16 protein-coding genes are annotated in these 16480 nt (G+C 41.0%); 15 read left to right on the forward strand and 1 reads right to left on the reverse strand.

The genetic code is table 11. From position 1 onward, the window contains the following. Positions 1-46 precede the first annotated feature (46 nt). The 14 genes from ACYVRS_RS08605 (at position 47) to ACYVRS_RS08670 (ending at position 14616) form a co-directional block, all read left to right on the forward strand. Entirely contained in the window at positions 47-478 is a 432-nt protein-coding gene (locus tag ACYVRS_RS08605; RefSeq protein WP_054116551.1) for a GtrA family protein, read from the forward strand. Positions 479-566: 88 nt separating this feature from the next. After that, positions 567-1172, forward strand: a complete 606-nt coding sequence (locus ACYVRS_RS08610; RefSeq protein ID WP_054116552.1) for a superoxide dismutase — start codon at positions 567-569, stop codon at positions 1170-1172. 125 nt (positions 1173-1297) lie between these two features. Further along, complete coding sequence (locus tag ACYVRS_RS08615; RefSeq protein ID WP_054116553.1) at positions 1298-1498, forward strand: cold-shock protein; 201 nt, start codon at positions 1298-1300, stop codon at positions 1496-1498. A gap of 108 nt (positions 1499-1606) precedes the next feature. Continuing rightward, positions 1607-2008, forward strand: coding sequence for a glycerol-3-phosphate cytidylyltransferase (gene tagD, locus ACYVRS_RS08620; protein WP_054116554.1), 402 nt, complete (start codon positions 1607-1609; stop codon positions 2006-2008). 177 nt (positions 2009-2185) lie between these two features. After that, positions 2186-3241, forward strand: coding sequence for an ABC transporter ATP-binding protein (locus ACYVRS_RS08625; protein WP_313539836.1), 1056 nt, complete (start codon positions 2186-2188; stop codon positions 3239-3241). Positions 3242-3285: 44 nt separating this feature from the next. Beyond that, positions 3286-4095 (forward strand): ABC transporter permease, encoded by an 810-nt coding sequence (locus ACYVRS_RS08630; RefSeq protein ID WP_054116833.1) that lies wholly within the window; start codon positions 3286-3288, stop codon positions 4093-4095. 156 nt (positions 4096-4251) lie between these two features. Next, positions 4252-5301 carry an LCP family glycopolymer transferase gene (locus ACYVRS_RS08635; RefSeq protein ID WP_313539830.1) on the forward strand — a complete coding sequence of 350 codons (1050 nt, stop codon included), beginning with the start codon at positions 4252-4254 and terminating at the stop codon, positions 5299-5301. 347 nt (positions 5302-5648) lie between these two features. Next, the gene (locus tag ACYVRS_RS08640) at positions 5649-7769 is read left to right on the forward strand and encodes a peptidoglycan D,D-transpeptidase FtsI family protein (RefSeq protein WP_312498014.1); all 2121 of its coding nucleotides are present in this window, start codon (positions 5649-5651) and stop codon (positions 7767-7769) included. A 199-nt stretch (positions 7770-7968) separates the two neighbouring features. Then, the gene (locus ACYVRS_RS08645) at positions 7969-8250 is read left to right on the forward strand and encodes a hypothetical protein (protein WP_054116557.1); all 282 of its coding nucleotides are present in this window, start codon (positions 7969-7971) and stop codon (positions 8248-8250) included. A gap of 3 nt (positions 8251-8253) precedes the next feature. After that, complete coding sequence (locus tag ACYVRS_RS08650; RefSeq protein ID WP_313539827.1) at positions 8254-10290, forward strand: cation:proton antiporter; 2037 nt, start codon at positions 8254-8256, stop codon at positions 10288-10290. A 172-nt stretch (positions 10291-10462) separates the two neighbouring features. Beyond that, positions 10463-12370: an ABC-F family ATP-binding cassette domain-containing protein gene (locus ACYVRS_RS08655; protein WP_461203158.1), complete on the forward strand. Its 1908-nt coding sequence runs from the start codon at positions 10463-10465 to the stop codon at positions 12368-12370. 15 nt (positions 12371-12385) lie between these two features. Continuing rightward, positions 12386-13333, forward strand: a complete 948-nt coding sequence (locus tag ACYVRS_RS08660; protein WP_312498016.1) for a thymidylate synthase — start codon at positions 12386-12388, stop codon at positions 13331-13333. A 44-nt stretch (positions 13334-13377) separates the two neighbouring features. Next, complete coding sequence (locus ACYVRS_RS08665) at positions 13378-14121, forward strand: hypothetical protein (RefSeq protein WP_461203159.1); 744 nt, start codon at positions 13378-13380, stop codon at positions 14119-14121. 6 nt (positions 14122-14127) lie between these two features. Beyond that, positions 14128-14616 (forward strand): dihydrofolate reductase, encoded by a 489-nt coding sequence (locus tag ACYVRS_RS08670; RefSeq protein WP_054116562.1) that lies wholly within the window; start codon positions 14128-14130, stop codon positions 14614-14616. 58 nt (positions 14617-14674) lie between these two features. On the opposite strand, the gene trhA is transcribed toward ACYVRS_RS08670, so the two are convergent. Next, the gene (trhA, locus tag ACYVRS_RS08675; RefSeq protein WP_312498018.1) at positions 14675-15328 is read right to left on the reverse strand and encodes a PAQR family membrane homeostasis protein TrhA; all 654 of its coding nucleotides are present in this window, start codon (positions 15326-15328) and stop codon (positions 14675-14677) included. A 126-nt stretch (positions 15329-15454) separates the two neighbouring features. Between trhA and ACYVRS_RS08680 the strand changes: the two genes are divergently transcribed. Beyond that, positions 15455-16297, forward strand: coding sequence for a DegV family protein (locus tag ACYVRS_RS08680; protein ID WP_054116835.1), 843 nt, complete (start codon positions 15455-15457; stop codon positions 16295-16297). The last annotated feature ends 183 nt before the right edge of the window (positions 16298-16480 follow it).

The following is a 16480-nucleotide window of genomic DNA, read 5'->3' on the forward strand; positions in this document are numbered from 1 at the left end:
TTAAAAACTTAGAAATCGAAATGATCTTAGGAGGCAGGCAGTATCAATGCAAAAATATGATGACTTAAAACAATTATTAAAAGAAAAGAAATTATGGGAACCGTTCACCTATTTATTTTTTGGTGGAATGACGACTGTTGTCAACATCGCCGTTTATTTGCTGTGCCGTCATGTGTTTGGGTTGTATTATCAGGTGGCAAATGTTATTTCTTGGGCAATTTCTGTTTTATTTGCTTATTTCACAAATAAAATTTGGGTTTTCGAGGCAACAACAGTCGATAGACGCGCCGCTTGGTTATCCTTTGCCAAATTTATTTTTTTCAGGATACTTTCATTAGGCTTGGATATGTTGTGTATGTACGTGATGATTTCTTTATTGCACAGTGGGGACCTATCCGCTAAGATCGTGACCCAAATCGTCGTCGTTTTGGCAAACTATCTTTTCAGCAAGTTTTGGATCTTCACGGATAATAAATAGACAAAAAGTAAGCATAAGGTTTGAATAAAGGCAATTTCTCTGCTAATCTTACATATGTAAACATTATCATTGAGGAGGAATTTTTTTTATGACTTACACTTTACCAGATTTACCTTATGCATACGACGCTCTAGAACCATATATCGATGAAGAAACGATGCATTTGCATCATGATAAGCATCATAATACTTATGTAACAAATTTAAATGCAGCCATCGAGAAACATCCTGAATTGGGTGAAAAATCTGTGGAAGATTTATTAAAAGATTTTTCTTCTGTTCCTGAAGACATCCAAACTGCAGTCCGCAACAATGGTGGTGGACATGCGAACCATACATTCTTCTGGGAAATCTTAGGTCCAAATGCTGGCGGCGAGCCAACAGGTGCGATCAAAGATGCAATTGAAGAAACATTCGGCAGCTTTGATGATTTTAAAGAAGAATTCAAAACTGCAGCAACTGGCCGTTTTGGTTCTGGTTGGGCTTGGCTTGTAGTGAAAGACGGCAAGTTAGCTGTGACATCTACAGCCAATCAAGATTCTCCATTAATGGATGGCCAAACACCAGTATTAGGCTTGGACGTTTGGGAACACGCATACTATTTAAAATATAAAAATGTGCGTCCTGACTACATCAATGCTTTCTGGAGCGTTGTTAATTGGGATAAAGTCAACGAATATTTTGCACAAGCTTAATTGCATAAATGAAAAGAAAGCTTCGGCTTTCTTTTTTTAGTTCCTCGTTGCGAACGCTTTCAAAATAGAATATAATGGACATGACGATTTCGTCTTACATTGAATGCATGGAGGCTATATAAGATATGGAACAAGGAAAAGTAAAATGGTTCAACAATGAAAAAGGTTTTGGGTTTATTACAACAGAAGGCGGACAAGATGTTTTTGTGCATTTTTCAGCGATTCAAGGGGATGGATTTAAATCTCTTGAAGAAGGTCAAGCTGTGACATTCTCAATCGTTGAAGGTGTGCGAGGACCGCAAGCTGCTGAAGTAAGTAAAATCTGACTGTTTGCATCAAGAGCTGAGGCAACTCAGCTTTTTTGATTTGCCATTTTGTGTTTTTTTTGGTATCTTCATTGTATTAGTCAAAATAGGAAGTTAAGAGGTAAACAAATGAAACGAGTCATTACGTATGGTACATTTGATTTATTGCATTATGGACATATCAATCTTTTGCGCAGAGCAAAAGAACAAGGCGATTACTTGATCGTTGCTTTATCAACAGATGAGTTCAATTGGAATGAAAAACAAAAAAAATGCTATTTTTCTTACGAAAAAAGAAAGCAGCTCTTAGAAGCGATTCGCTATGTGGATTTAGTCATACCTGAAGAAGGTTGGGCGCAAAAGGTGACTGATGTCAAAGAATACCATGTGGATACATTTGTCATGGGGGATGATTGGGCAGGAGAATTTGATTTTGTTCAAGAACAAACGGATGCCGAGGTTGTTTATTTGGCAAGAACGCCTGAAATTTCGACGACACAAATCAAGAAAGACTTGAAGTTGAACAACTAGCTCACTTAATTGAAACAAATCTGTAATGGGCATCTTTTGAAAGATGCCTTTTTGTCTGGAACAACGGATATTTTAAGATTTTCTTACTTGTTTTTATTATGGTAGGTAAACGAGGTTGAAAATATGGTATGATGTTGGGTGAGTTGTAGCAACCAACGAGAAATTCTTTTAGAATGGATGAAGATAGTGGATAATGAAATCAAAGTGCGGGCGACGCTCGTCACGAAAGAATACGACTTATACAAAAAAAAATCAGATAAAGTCAAAGCTTTATTTAAGTTTTACCATCGAAATGTACCTCGTTTTTGGGCATTGAAAGGTGTAAGTTTTGATGTGAAAGCGGGAGAATCAGTCGGTATTATTGGTATTAATGGTTCTGGTAAATCGACATTATCGAATGTGATCAGCGGGATTATTCCGCCAACTTCAGGCACAATGGAAGTAAACGGAGATACGTCGATCATTGCCATCGGCGCAGGATTGAAATTTCAACTGACTGGTCTTGAGAATATTCGCTTAAAGGCGCTTATGTCAGGAATGACCAATAAAGAAATAGATGAGAAGCTACCTGAAATCGTAGCTTTTGCTGATTTAGGCGACTTTATCAATCAACCTGTCAAAAGTTATTCGAGTGGGATGAAATCTCGTTTGGGATTTGCTATCGCTGTGCATAATGACCCTGATATTCTAGTCATAGATGAAGCTTTATCTGTTGGAGATGAAACATTTTATCAAAAATGTGTAGATAAAATCATGGAATTCAAAGCAGCTGGCAAAACCATTTTCTTTGTCAGCCATGCATTAGGTCAAGTTGAAAAGTTATGTGACCGAACGATTTGGATGCATTATGGGGATTTACGGATGTTTGGCCCAACTGAAGAAGTGATGGGCGAATACCGGAAGTTTATCGATTGGTTTAAAAAACAGCCCAAGAAAGAGCAAAAGAGTTATCAGGATAAATTTAAAGAAGATCAAAAAGCCTTCACGTTAGAAAAATTAGCAACAAAGAGTCAAAAGGATGAATTCTTACAGCAACAAAATCTTTCCGATCAAACAATCCTCAAAAATTTGAAACGGACACCCCTTGGGGAAAAGATGAGTTGGCCAACCAAAGGGATTTTAACATTCGTTACAGTGGCAACTATATTTTGTGCGTTGGTTTCCTTCAGCGATCGCTCGTTGACTTATGCAATCAAAAATCCGCTTGAGGTAATCAGTCAAGTTTTCAAATAAAGAAGGACTTCTTTATTTAGTTCAAATAAAAAAGGATGAATTTTGTGAAAGAAATTGCAGCAGTTATTACAGAACAATTTAAGCATGCTGGTATTGTATTCCGCATGTCGAGATATGAAGATAAGGCAACGTATCAAAGCCATTATCTAGGGTTGGCGTGGCAGATCTTAAATCCTGCGATCCAAGTTGGTATTTACTACTTGGTATTTGGATTAGGTGTAAACGGAAATCGAGAAATAGATGGCGTACCATTTATTATATGGATGTTGATTGGGATCACTGCTTGGTTTTATATCAGTGCATCGATTTTAGGCGCTTCAAACAGTATACATCGTCAAGTTGGTATGGTTGCCAAAATGAAGTTTCCTGTAAGTATATTACCTTCGATAAATATCATTAGTAATTTGTCCTCTTATATACCGATGGTTGCGATCGTTGTCGGCTCATTGTTTCTTGCAGGAGTAACGCCAACATTATATTGGCTTCAATTCTTTTACTATTTTATAGCGATGGTCGTTTTCTTGTTTGCTTTTGGGTTGCTGAATGCAACGATCACTGTTTTGGTTAGGGATTATCATATCTTCTTGCAATCAGTATTAAGATTACTGTTTTACGTATCTGGCCCAATTTGGGATATCAACAATCGGAATATGCCTGTTTGGCTGATCAAAATACTCAGATTGAATCCAATCTATTATTTAATTGAAGGATTTAGAGATGCCTTTCTCTCCCGCGCCTGGGTTTGGGAAAAAACAACCTACACATTGATTTTCTGGTGTCTTACATTTATGTTGTTGATCCTCGGCAGTCACTTGCACATGAAATTCCGTGCCCGCTTTGTTGACTATATCTAAAAAGTCCTATTTAGGGCTTTTTTTTAGTAAAGGCCAGTTTTGGATGTTCAATCCATGGCTGTTCTGTTAAAATTGATTTTAGTCAATGATAGCGATTGCTGTTTTTTATACAAAAATCAAAAGAATGCAGTACGAAGTGTTATAGCGGGGTGTAAGATGCGGATTTATCAAAAAGTGATTTTAGGGATTTTAGGTGTGTTAGTGCTGGGTGTTGTCGGCATGACGATTTATGGGATGCGGGTCTATGAGGATACGAGCAAAACCTTTGATCAAATCTCCCAGTCAGTGGATCGTACGACAACGAAGAGAGAAGAAGCAGTGAGTATTGAGGATCGCGAGCCGTTTTCGATTCTTTTGCTTGGTATTGATACTGGGGCGTTAGGTAGGACCGAGCAAGGCCGATCAGATAGTATGATGGTGGTGACGGTCAATCCAGAAAAGAAAGAATCAACGATCGTTAGTCTGGATCGAGATATTTACACCCAAATCGTTGGGTATGGAACATTAGACAAATTAAACCATGCGTATGCCTTCGGCGGTGAGGGAATGTCGATGGATTCGGTAGAAAATTTATTGGATATTCCAATCGATCATTATGTAACGATCAATATGCAAGGCATGCGTGATTTGATCGATGCAGTTGGTGGCATTGAAGTCACCAATGAGATCGACTTTACCTTAGAAGGGGTTCATGTGCCTAAAGGTACGATTACCTTGGATGGCAAGACGGGGCTCGCGTATGCTCGAATGCGTAAACAAGATCCTGAAGGGGATATTGGCCGGCAGAAAAGGCAGCGAGAAGTCGTTGAAAAAATCGTTAAAAAAGTTATGAGTTTTGATGGTGTCAGCAATTATCAAAAAATCTTAAAAGCTGTCGAAAAAAATTCGAAGACTGATTTGACTTGGGATGACATGCTAGATATTGGAACGAACTATATACCTGCCTTCAATACCATTCATCAAGAGCAACTGCAAGGTGAAGGCCAAATGATGAACGGCGTATATTATCAGTTATTGGGTGTCAATCAACTGTTGAACATGCAGAACTTGTTGAAAGCGCAATTGGGCTTGCCGACAAATGACGTCCTTTCGCAAGGGGATGAATATACAGATGGGTATTCAGATTATCAGTTATATGATGATTCCTCAAGTGATTTAGATGAAGGAACCTATGATGAGAACGTAGAGGAAAGCGCAGGCTATTGAATCTTTTTCATCCCCAAAAATAATCAAGCCAAAACGACGAAAGAAGAATATCTTCTTGCTCCGTCGTTTTGGCTTTTTTTGATGAAGACTAGTTTTCCACAATCATAAAATTCACATTCTTGTTTCACGCGTAGTAGTTTTGAAAAGATTCAAGAAAGCTTAAAATCATGATTGTTTGATGAGGACAAAAGCAAATGGTTGCGAAACTGTGAAACATTCTGCTAGATGAGAACGAATTCTTATAGTTTTTTCTAAGGATTTGGGGATATTTGATTTTTTTTCGGTTTCCTAAGGAATTTTTTGGTAAAATAGGACGGTAGTCACTATAGATTGGAAGGATAGATGAGATGAAGAATTTAAGAGATAAAGTAGTCTATAGCATACGGAAAGGGCCAGAAGAACCAAAGGCCAAGTCGTATCGTAAATCTCATGTACCATTTCGATTGAACTTTCTATTTTTTATTATTTTTGCATTATTCGTGGCATTGATCGTTCAATTGGGTTATTTGCAGATCGTGAATGGCGAAAACATCGAAAAGCAATTAAAGGCTTCTTCTGTAGTTGAAGTCAAAGGAAGTTCGCCTAGAGGGATGATCTATGATGCTTCTGGAAAAGCCTTAGTAGAAAATCAGGCCAATGCGGCGATCACATTTACCCGTGGAAACAAAATGACCGCCCAAGATCTGCTTGATACGGCGCAAAAATTAAGTGAATTGATCGAGGTGCCAGTTGACAAGAATTTGTCAGAAAGAGATCTGAAAGACTTCTGGTTAGCCAATGAAGACAATTTGGAAGCAGCAACTGACCGTTTGTCTGATGATGAAAAAGAACTATCGACTTCTGAACAATATACAGCGACTGTTGCCAAGGTGACAGAGGAAGAGATCGATTTTTCAGACGCTGAATTAGAAACAGCGACTATTTTCAAGCGCATGAACAGTGCCCAATCTTTGAGTACTGTCTTTATCAAAACAGCCGATGTATCGGATGAAGAATTGGCGATCGTGGCAGAGAATATGGTTGATCTGCCAGGGATATCTACAGGGACAGACTGGACGCGGAAGATCGTTGAAGGCAGTTCGTTGGCCAGCTTGATCGGCACAGTGACCAGTGAAGAACAAGGGATTCCTGAAGAAAGTTTAGATGAATTCCTTGCGAAAGGCTATGCTAGAAACGATCGCGTCGGGCGTAGTTACTTGGAACAGCAATATGAAGAAGTATTGCAAGGGACCAAATCAATCTCTGAGATCACACTAGACAATAACAACAATATTGAGAGTCAAAAAGAAACGTATGCCGGTGCCAAAGGGGACAATCTTGTATTAACACTAGATGCAGCCTTCCAAAAAGAAGTCGATCAGATTTTACAAGATAATTTCCAAGATTTGATCGATTCAGGCGCGGCAGAGTATTCACCAGGGGTATATGCTGTGGCATTGAACCCTAAAACCGGTGGTGTCTTGGCGATGTCAGGGTATCAACATGAAACCCAATCAAATGACTTGCAAGAAAATGCCATTGGCACGTTTATCAATGCCTTTGTACCAGGATCAGTCGTCAAAGGCGGTACATTGGCGGCAGGTTGGGAGAATGGTGTGTTGAGTGGCAATGAGGTCCTCTATGACCAACCGATCCGCATCGGCTCTGATGTCAAAGCCTCCATTTTCAACCCTAGCGGTACCAACAATCGGAATCTATCTGCTGTACAAGCATTAGAAGTGTCTTCCAACTCGTATATGATGCAAGTTGCTTTACGTTTGATGGGGATCGAATATCAATCTGGTATCTCGATTCCAACGGTTGACCGTCAAGGGGATGCCTATAATAAATTACGGACGGCCTTTGCTTCCTTTGGTATGGGAACCGAAACAGGGATCGACTTGCCAGGCGAAGCAACTGGGATCAGCACCTCGGTCGAAAACATGGATACAGTCAGTGATGGTGGGAAAATCCTCGATTTGGCGTTTGGTCAGTTTGATACCTATACGACGTTGCAACTAGCGCAATACGCAGCAACTGTGGCGAATGGTGGACAACGATTGCAACCGCATATCGTATCGGGGGTTTACGGCAATGATGAAACAGGGGACTTAGGAACCTTGAAATCTGCTATCGAGCCAACGGTGTTAAATGAAGTGGGCATCAGCGATGCACAAATGGATCTTATCCAACAAGGGTTTTATGAGGCTGTTCACGGAACCGATGCATGGGCGACTGCAACAGGGTTGGCTTCTGCGAAAATGGATGTTTCAGCAAAAACAGGGACGGCTGAAACACCAATCGTTGATAGTAACGGTAAAACCATCAGTTTGGTCAATTTAAATATTGTTGCCTATGGCCCTAGTGATGATGCCGATATAGCTATCGCCATCGTAATGCCTCAATTGAAATCAGGTACGACTAGTCATCCAAATGTGAAAATCGCGAAAGAAATCATGGATGCGTATTATGATCTTTATATGAAATAAATCGTGTAACACAGATAATCGCAGGTGATGCCTGCGGTTTTTTTTTGATTCTTTTAAGAAATCAAAGATAAATCATTCATTTAGTGAGAAAGACTTGCTATTTTGGAATGATTGGCATAGAATACTAGCGGTTAAGAGATAAATTCAATCATTCATGTCTATCAACTAGAGTTGGAATCGAAGGAGTAAACGGGGAACTATGAATAAAGAATGTTTAAGCAAACAAGAATTAATGCGGCAATTAAGTCAATTCACGCCAGCTGAAAAGAAAGAAATGCGAGATTATCTGCAACGGAAAAATCCCTTGCTGTTTCGAAAATTTGAACGAATGAAGCACGATTTATATCGCTTGGAGTCTCGAAGAGTCCAATGTGAGATCGAGAATAACGAAAAAGAGCTAAATCTTCTTAATGATAAAATCTTGCTCAGAAAAGAAGACTTTCTTGAATTGTTATTGGCGATTCGAAAGAAAAGAGGGTAATGGATGGAATTTATTGAACTAGTCATTATCATCGCCATCCTCGTTACCCTCTCTAACGTGGCAAGTAAAATCTTGCCATCGGTACCTATCTTTTTTATTCAAATCATCTTAGGCATTCTTTTAGGTCTGACTGAAATGGGACAAGAAATCGCTTTTGAACCTGAAATGTTCTTGGTCATGATCATTGGGCCGCTTTTATTTCGAGAAGGAGAGCGGGCAGATGTCCCTGAAATCCTCAAGAATAGCAAAATCATTTTATTTCTCGCCTTTGGTGGTGTCCTCCTGACACTATTTGCTATAGGTGGAACCCTTCATTGGTTGATGCCAACCATTCCTTTAGCCGCTTGTTTTGCTTTTGGGGCTGCTTTAGGGCCAACAGATGCAGTTGCAGTGTCTTCTTTAGCAAAACGCTTAAAAATCTCAAAACATATCATGCATATTTTAGAAGGTGAAGGCCTCTTAAACGACGCATCAGGTGTCACAGCCTTGCAGTTTGCGATCTTAGCCTTGACCACGGGGACTTTCTCAGTCGCTAATGCTGGATTCCAATTATTGTTTGCTAGTATTGGCGGCGGATTGGTCGGATACTTGGTGGTTTGGCTCAAGCGAAAAATCCTGCGCTTTATTGAAAAAATATCAGCGCAAGATGTAACCGTCTACTTATTGATCGAATTGCTTTTGCCTTTCGCTGCCTATTTGCTAGCGGAAATGGTGGGGGTTTCTGGGATCATTGCAGCTGTGGTGGCTGGTGTGGCCCAAGCCCAACGAAAGCGGCGCATCTCCTTATTTGACGCTGAATTAGCCAATATTTCTGGGAGTACATGGTCAACCATCGTGTTTACCTTGAACGCACTGGTCTTTTTGTTTTTAGGAATTGAATTGTCACAAGTTTTTTCACCAATATGGGAAAGCAAAAGCTATGCCAACTGGCATTTGGTGGTGACGGTGCTGGTAGTGACGGCGATGATTTTTATTGTTCGTTTTGCCTTCTTGCTGGTGTATTATCTCTTTTTGCAATCAAAAAAAGCCGTTTCGCTAAGAGAAACGGCGTTGTTGACCTTTGGTGGCGTCAAAGGAACTGTCAGTTTGGCAGCAATATTCATTTTGCCGGTCATGGTAAATGGCGCAAGATTTGAAGAACGCAGCTTATTGTTGTTTTTGACGGCTTGTGTGATTTTACTGACATTGGTGATCAGTGTCATGGTATTGCCGTATTTGGCAGATGGTGAAGCGTCTGAAAGTGTGGACTTTAATCATTTGCTGATCTTGGAAGATGTGATTGAACAATTAGAGATCGAAGAGAAAAAAGAGCTATCTGATAAAGGCCGCTTAGCAATAGATGCCGTCATCAATGCCTATGAAAATCGGCGTTGGGAATTATATCGCAATAGCTTAACCGATTCAGAAAAACAAGAAATCCAAGAAATTCAAGGATTGATCTTGTCTATAGAACAAGATGGTTTAGATGAAGCTTATCGGAATGGACAAGTGAGTTTGAATGGGTATCGTTTTTATTCAAGATTCATATCTCAGCAGCAGCATTCTCTTGCCAAACAAATTCTTTCCTTCTTCAGTTTCTGGTTATTCTTTATTCAACGCTTTTTGCGGATCATTTTCCATCCGCGGTTATTCATTCAGCGTCAGCAGCAATTTAAAGCTAGCTTGAAACAACGAGATATTTCTGAAGTGCAAAAAATTTATCTGAAAAATAGCGATTATATTTTTCATAGTTTGAGTAACTTAGAAGATGTGTATGATTCTTCATTGATCAATTTCTTCATTCGTCAAAGAGAGATGAGTATCAAGCGTTTTGAACATAGTAATTTCATCGAAACGATCATGATCGAACAAGATCCAATCTTCGTCAAGAAAATTTTGTGGGGCTACTATTTGGAACGCAAGACAATCGACGAATATGAAGTCAGTGAAAAGATTTCAACTTTATCTGCCAATGAATATCGCAGGAACGTCAATCTTTTGGAATCCTATGCAATGTCTAGAGCAGAGGAACAACCGAAGCAGCAGATGTTTCGGCATTGATCGTGTAGGGCACAAAACGCCTCAACTTCAGCCTTCAAACAAAGGTTGAAGTTGGGGCATTTTCATTTGGTTGAAACGCAAGGCTTCTGAAGTGATGATTATCAGAAAATCGACAAGAAAGAACAGTCAGAATATGGTACAATGAGCGAAGAAAAAAGCAGGAGGGTTTGCTGTGAAAGAATTGAAAGTAAGTGACTTGAGAAAAACGTACGGAGAAAAAACGTTGTTTGATCAGTTATCTTTTCTGATACATGAAAAAGACCGCATTGGGCTGATAGGCGTCAATGGAACGGGCAAATCCAGTTTGCTGAGAATCATTGCCGGCATAGACCGCGGTGATGGCGACGGGCAGTCCGTTTTTGCAGCGCAAGATTACCGCATTGGATTTTTGTCGCAAGACAATCAACTGGCTGAAGAGCTAAGTGTGGTTGATGCGCTTTTTCAAGGAACCAGTCCTTTGATCCGTACCGTGCGCAACTATGAGAAATCTTTATTGGCATTAGAAAACAATGGGGGCGATGCCGCCGTTTTGAAACAATATCAAGCTGCTGAGGAAGCCATGAACAAGGCCGATGCGTGGCAAACAGATACGACAGCTAAGATCATTTTGCAAAAACTAGGTATCAGCGATTTAGCGCAACAAGTTAGTCAGCTTTCTGGTGGCCAAAAGAAGCGTGTATCGTTGGCGCAGGTGTTGATCGACGCCCCCGATCTATTGTTGTTAGATGAACCGACCAACCATCTAGATTACGATGCGATTCAGTGGTTAGAAGGATATTTGAAGCAATACCGCGGCGCGTTGATGATGGTGACCCATGATCGTTATTTCTTGGATCGAGTGGTCAATCGTATCTTTGAGTTGTCTTTTGGCAAGATTCACGAATACCAAGGAAATTATGAGACGTACCTTCATGCCCGAGCTGAAAGAGAACGGGTCGAAGAAACCCAAGAGGACAAACGCAAGCAATTGTATAAGCATGAATTGGCATGGATCCGGACAGGTGCTAAAGCGCGCAGTACCAAGCAGCAAGCCAGGATCGATCGTTTTGATGATTTAAAGGACAATCTGAACCAGGTCAAACGAAATGGGGAGGTAGCCATTGATGTGGCTGCTGCGCGCTTAGGCAAACAGGTGTTGGAATTGAAGGATGCATCTTATGCCATTGAGGCGTTGCAATTGCTGCAGCATTTCGATCTTTTGATCCAATCAAGAGAGCGGTTAGGCATTACCGGAGAAAATGGCGCAGGAAAATCCACGTTGCTTAACATTTTGGCAGGGCGGATCGATCTTGATGCAGGCCAGAGGGTGATCGGCAGTACAGTAAAACTGGCTTATTATACACAAACCAATGAAGCAATGGACCCTGAGCAGCGCATGATCGCCTATTTGCAAGAAGCGGCTGAAGAAGTACAAAAAGCAGATGGCAGTCAAGTGAGTGTTGCAGAAATGCTTGAACAATTTTTGTTCCCCCGTTCGATGCATGGGACTAAGATTGGTAAACTGTCTGGTGGCGAGAAGCGGCGGCTCTTTTTGTTGAAACTATTGATAGGACAACCGAATGTCTTATTGTTGGACGAACCGACCAATGACTTAGACATTGATACGTTAACTGTATTAGAAAGTTATCTTGAATCTTTCCCAGGCGCTGTTATCACTGTGTCTCATGACCGTTACTTTCTGGACAAAGTCGCAACAAAATTATTGATTTTTGAAGGACATAGTGTGATTGAATCGTATTATGGGTCAATCAATGATTATTTGGCGAACCAATCAAACAAAGGTGCTGAGAAAGAAGCGCTGGGTTCGCTTCAACAGCAAGAATCAGTGTCAGTAGAGGAAGTTCCCACGCAGGTACCTGAGCAGAAAAAGAAACTCAGTTACATGGAAAAAAAGGAGTGGGCAACGATCGAAGACGATATTGCTGATTTAGAGGCGAAAGAAGAAGCCTTGACTGAAGAGATGAACCACCAAGGGGCAGATTTCACCAAACTGCAGCAATTGCAGCAAGAAATTGCTGATGTGCAAGCACAATTATCCGAAAAAATGGATCGTTGGGAATATTTAAGTGAATTTGTCTAACGAAAGGAGTTTCTTATGGAACAAGCATATTTAGATCTAGGAAAGAAAATTTTGACCGAAGGCAATGATAAAGGGGATCGAACGGGGACAGGAACCCGCAGTATCTTTGGCTATCAGATGCGCTTCGATTTATCAGAAGGCTTCCCTTTATTGACCACCAAGCGGGTCCCCTTCGGCTTGATCAAGAGCGAATTGTTGTGGTTTTTAAAAGGGGATACCAATATCCGCTTTTTATTGGCCCACAAAAATCATATTTGGGATGAATGGGCTTTTGAAAGATATGTTAAAAGCCCAGATTACACTGGCCCGGATATGACTGACTTTGGTCGCCGATCGTTGGTGGATGCAGCCTTCAATACTGTCTATCAACAGGAACTACAAGCATTTTGCGACCGTATTTTGTCAGATGACGATTTTGCCCAAAAGCATGGTGACCTCGGTCACGTGTACGGCTATCAATGGCGTCATTGGGAAAAAGCCAAAGGGGGCTTTATCGATCAGATCCAAGAAGTCATTGAGATGATCAAAAAAACACCTGATTCTAGACGCTTGATCGTCTCAGCGTGGAATCCAGAAGATGTACCGTCGATGGCTTTGCCGCCGTGTCATACGATGTTTCAATTTTATGTCCATGATGGTCGGTTAAGCTGTCAACTCTATCAACGTAGCGCAGATGTATTCCTGGGGGTACCATTCAATATTGCCAGTTATGCTTTATTGACCCATTTGATTGCCCACGAAACGGGTCTAGGTGTCGGCGAGTTCGTGCATACACTGGGAGATGCTCATCTATACAGCAATCATTTCGAACAAATGACAGAACAGTTGAAAAGAGATGTTCGCCCAGCACCGAAATTGGTGTTGAATCCCGAAAAACGTTCAATCTTTGATTTCGAGATGTCTGATATCACATTGGAAGGCTATGATCCCCATCCTGCGATCAAAGCACCGATTGCTGTTTAGCATAGGGATCGGCCGTGTGTCAAAAAGAGCGGAGGTGCTGCAACATGAAGCAATCAAGCCGTGGAATGATTGCTACGGTCCATTATCGGGGGCGGGAAGCTTTCGATGAAACACTTGTGATGTCGCTGCTTGATTTTTTGAGTATACAATTCGCAGGGGTCTTCTTTACAATATCTGACTCAACAAATGACGAACTTGTTCGCATGCTGCAAGCTGACGACAGGTGTAAAACATTGATGATTGCAGCCAAAGGTGCGGGTGACGCAAGAAGAAGAGCTGTAACTGCAGCGAAGGCTGAATGTCCAAATTTGTCATCCTTTCAGCTTTGTGATTTTGACCGGTTGCTTACGTGGTATGACTATTTTCCAGATGAGCTCTCGCACATGAGTCGTCTGCCTGTAGAGAAAGATACCTACTGTATCTTGGGCAGAACGCCAGACGCATTTGATAGTCATCCTTATGCTTGGCGTGTGACCGAATCATTGGTCAATCAAGTGGCTGAAAAGCTTTTCCAAATCGATCATGTGGATATCACTGCAGGCAGTGCAATATTCGCAACGTCATTGATTGATATTTTTTTAAAAGATAATCGGGGCAGGTTAAATGATGGAGAGTGGCCGCGCATTGTATTGGCAAATGGAGGCAAATTGACCTATCAGGCATGTGATGGGTTATGCTATGCTTCTCGTAACCATGATGGGATGTCAGATGACCCGGCAAGACAATTGACGGAAAGGTTGCAAATAGCGGCAGCAATCACGCAATCACTATATGATGAAAGAAGGTAATCACAGATGTTGATCGCACTATGGGCACAAGACAACCAAGGATTGATTGGTGAAAATGGCACGTTGCCGTGGCATTTACCCAATGATTTGAAATTTTTCAAGGAACAGACTATTCATAACACCATTATTATGGGTCGAAAAACCTTTGAAGGGATGGATCGACGACCATTGCCGCAACGGACAACCATCGTTTTGACAAAGGATCCTTCCTATCAGGCAGAAGGTGTCTTGGTGATGCATGATCGAGAAGAGGTTTTGGCTTATGCCAACGCACAAGATCACCCGGTATTTCTGACTGGTGGAGCGGGTGTCTTCAAGACGATGATCGACGACTGTGATCAATTGTATCGAACAGTGATCGATGAACGTTTTACAGGCGATGTTTTTTTCCCAGCTATCGATTGGGAAAAATGGCAATTGACCAAAACGATTCCAGGCATTGTCGATGACCGCAATAAATATCGACATCGATTTGAATTTTATCAGAAAAAATAAAAAGAGCCGAAGATTTCTGCACGTTGAGAAATCTTCGGCTCTTTTTGTATCTGTATCATCAAGTAAAGAATAAGACGGAGAAGAACATCAATCCAGCACCTAACATCACGAATAAATGCCAAACCACATGCATGAACCGCACATTCTTCAAACTATAAAATAGCGCACCTACTGTATAAGAAACCCCGCCGCTGGCGAGTAAAAAAGTGCCCCAAAAACCTAGGTTTTCAATCAAGGGTTTGAAGGCGATCACACATAGCCAACCCATGACAATATAAATCATCGTAGAAACTTTCGACACTGTTTCTTTCTTGTGCAAAGTCAACGATTTATAGACGATGCCGCTAATGGCCAACAACCAGATCAAAATGAACAGTGACCAGCCTAACCATCCATGGATACTGAGTAGACAAAAAGGCGTATAACTGCCGGCGATCAATAGAAAAATCGACGCATGATCAAACACTTGGAAGACTTTTTTTGCACGAGTGAACATTAGACTGTGAAAGAGTGTAGAAAACAAAAAAAGCAAGATCATCATTGAACCATAGATTGCGTAAGAAACAAGATGGATCGGCGAACCTAAGCGGGCACCTTTGACTAGCAGAATCACCAATCCTGCTACACTCAAGCCAAAGCCAATGCCGTGGGTCACGGCGTTCAATACTTCGTTGAGAATCAAATATTTACGACTAAATTTCATGTGCTGCATATGACACCGTCCCTCTAAATCAAAATTAGATGAAAAAAATTTTTCTCTCTGTTATACTAAGTATAAATGGTCTATGGTTATTTTACCACGAAAAAAGACTTGAATTGAAGAAAGAGTGAATATATGATGGCAAAACTTAAAATTGTGACCGATTCTTCTTGTACCATGACGCCAACTGTTCGCGACGAATTGGCGATCCATGTTGTACCGCTTTCTGTCATGATCGATGGTGTCGTTTATCCAGATGATGAAACGTTACCAGGCGAGAAATTCATGCAGATGATGAGTCAAGCCAAAGAATTACCTAAAACCAGCCAACCACCGATTGGTCATTTTGTAGAATTGTTTGATGAACTTGGGAAAGATGGCAGTGAGGTATTGGCGATCCATATGACGAAAGGGTTAAGCGGTACTGTTGAAGCGGCCCGTCAAGCGAGCCAATTGTCTAAAGCAAATGTGACGGTCATTGATAGTGACACCACCGATCAGGCCTTAGCATTTCAGGTGATTCGGGCTGCTGAACTTGCGCAAGCAGGCAAAACCTTGGCTGAGGTGCTGCCGGAAGTTGAACGGGTACGGAATAATACCAAACTATTTATTGGCGTATCAACATTAGAAAACTTGGTCAAAGGTGGCCGCATCAGTCGAGCAAAAGGATTATTGTCAAGTCTGTTGAATATGAAAGTCATCATGGATTTCGACCATTCAGAATTGATTCCTATCATCAAAGGACGAGGGGCAAAAACCTTCAACAAATGGTTCGAAGAGTTAAAAAACGAATTGCAGCATTTACCGAAAGTCACGAAGATTGGTATCTCCCATGCGGATGGCTTAGAGATCACTGAGCGATTCAAACGAGAACTGCAAGAAGCGTTTCCTGATTTAGATATTCCTCTGCTGCATACGACCCCAATCATTGCTACGCATACGGGTAAAGGGGCTTTTGCCATTACTTACAGCACAGAATAAAAGGTATTGGACCTAGAAACGATTCGTTGACACACGAATCGTTTTTTTTTATTCTTATGTTTCGTTTATAGTCTGCCGAATAAAAAGAATACTGCTAGGCATTTGATGAGAATTTTGTTAAAATAGCAAAGATTACAAGTAAGGGGTTTGGCAAATGTTGAAATGGAAAAAACTAGGTATATA

Source organism: Enterococcus salsurae, assembly GCF_054784955.1.

Coding starts and splice junctions, on each gene's coding strand:
- trhA (WP_312498018.1), bottom strand. CDS start 15,328: ATGCAGCACATGAAATTTAGTCGTAAATATTTGATTCTCAACGAAGTA.
- ACYVRS_RS08680 (WP_054116835.1), top strand. CDS start 15,455: ATGGCAAAACTTAAAATTGTGACCGATTCTTCTTGTACCATGACGCCA.
- tagD (WP_054116554.1), top strand. CDS start 1,607: ATGAAACGAGTCATTACGTATGGTACATTTGATTTATTGCATTATGGA.
- ACYVRS_RS08645 (WP_054116557.1), top strand. CDS start 7,969: ATGAATAAAGAATGTTTAAGCAAACAAGAATTAATGCGGCAATTAAGT.
- ACYVRS_RS08640 (WP_312498014.1), top strand. CDS start 5,649: ATGAAGAATTTAAGAGATAAAGTAGTCTATAGCATACGGAAAGGGCCA.
- ACYVRS_RS08670 (WP_054116562.1), top strand. CDS start 14,128: ATGTTGATCGCACTATGGGCACAAGACAACCAAGGATTGATTGGTGAA.
- ACYVRS_RS08650 (WP_313539827.1), top strand. CDS start 8,254: ATGGAATTTATTGAACTAGTCATTATCATCGCCATCCTCGTTACCCTC.
- ACYVRS_RS08665 (WP_461203159.1), top strand. CDS start 13,378: ATGAAGCAATCAAGCCGTGGAATGATTGCTACGGTCCATTATCGGGGG.
- ACYVRS_RS08625 (WP_313539836.1), top strand. CDS start 2,186: ATGAAGATAGTGGATAATGAAATCAAAGTGCGGGCGACGCTCGTCACG.
- ACYVRS_RS08660 (WP_312498016.1), top strand. CDS start 12,386: ATGGAACAAGCATATTTAGATCTAGGAAAGAAAATTTTGACCGAAGGC.
- ACYVRS_RS08615 (WP_054116553.1), top strand. CDS start 1,298: ATGGAACAAGGAAAAGTAAAATGGTTCAACAATGAAAAAGGTTTTGGG.
- ACYVRS_RS08605 (WP_054116551.1), top strand. CDS start 47: ATGCAAAAATATGATGACTTAAAACAATTATTAAAAGAAAAGAAATTA.
- ACYVRS_RS08610 (WP_054116552.1), top strand. CDS start 567: ATGACTTACACTTTACCAGATTTACCTTATGCATACGACGCTCTAGAA.
- ACYVRS_RS08635 (WP_313539830.1), top strand. CDS start 4,252: ATGCGGATTTATCAAAAAGTGATTTTAGGGATTTTAGGTGTGTTAGTG.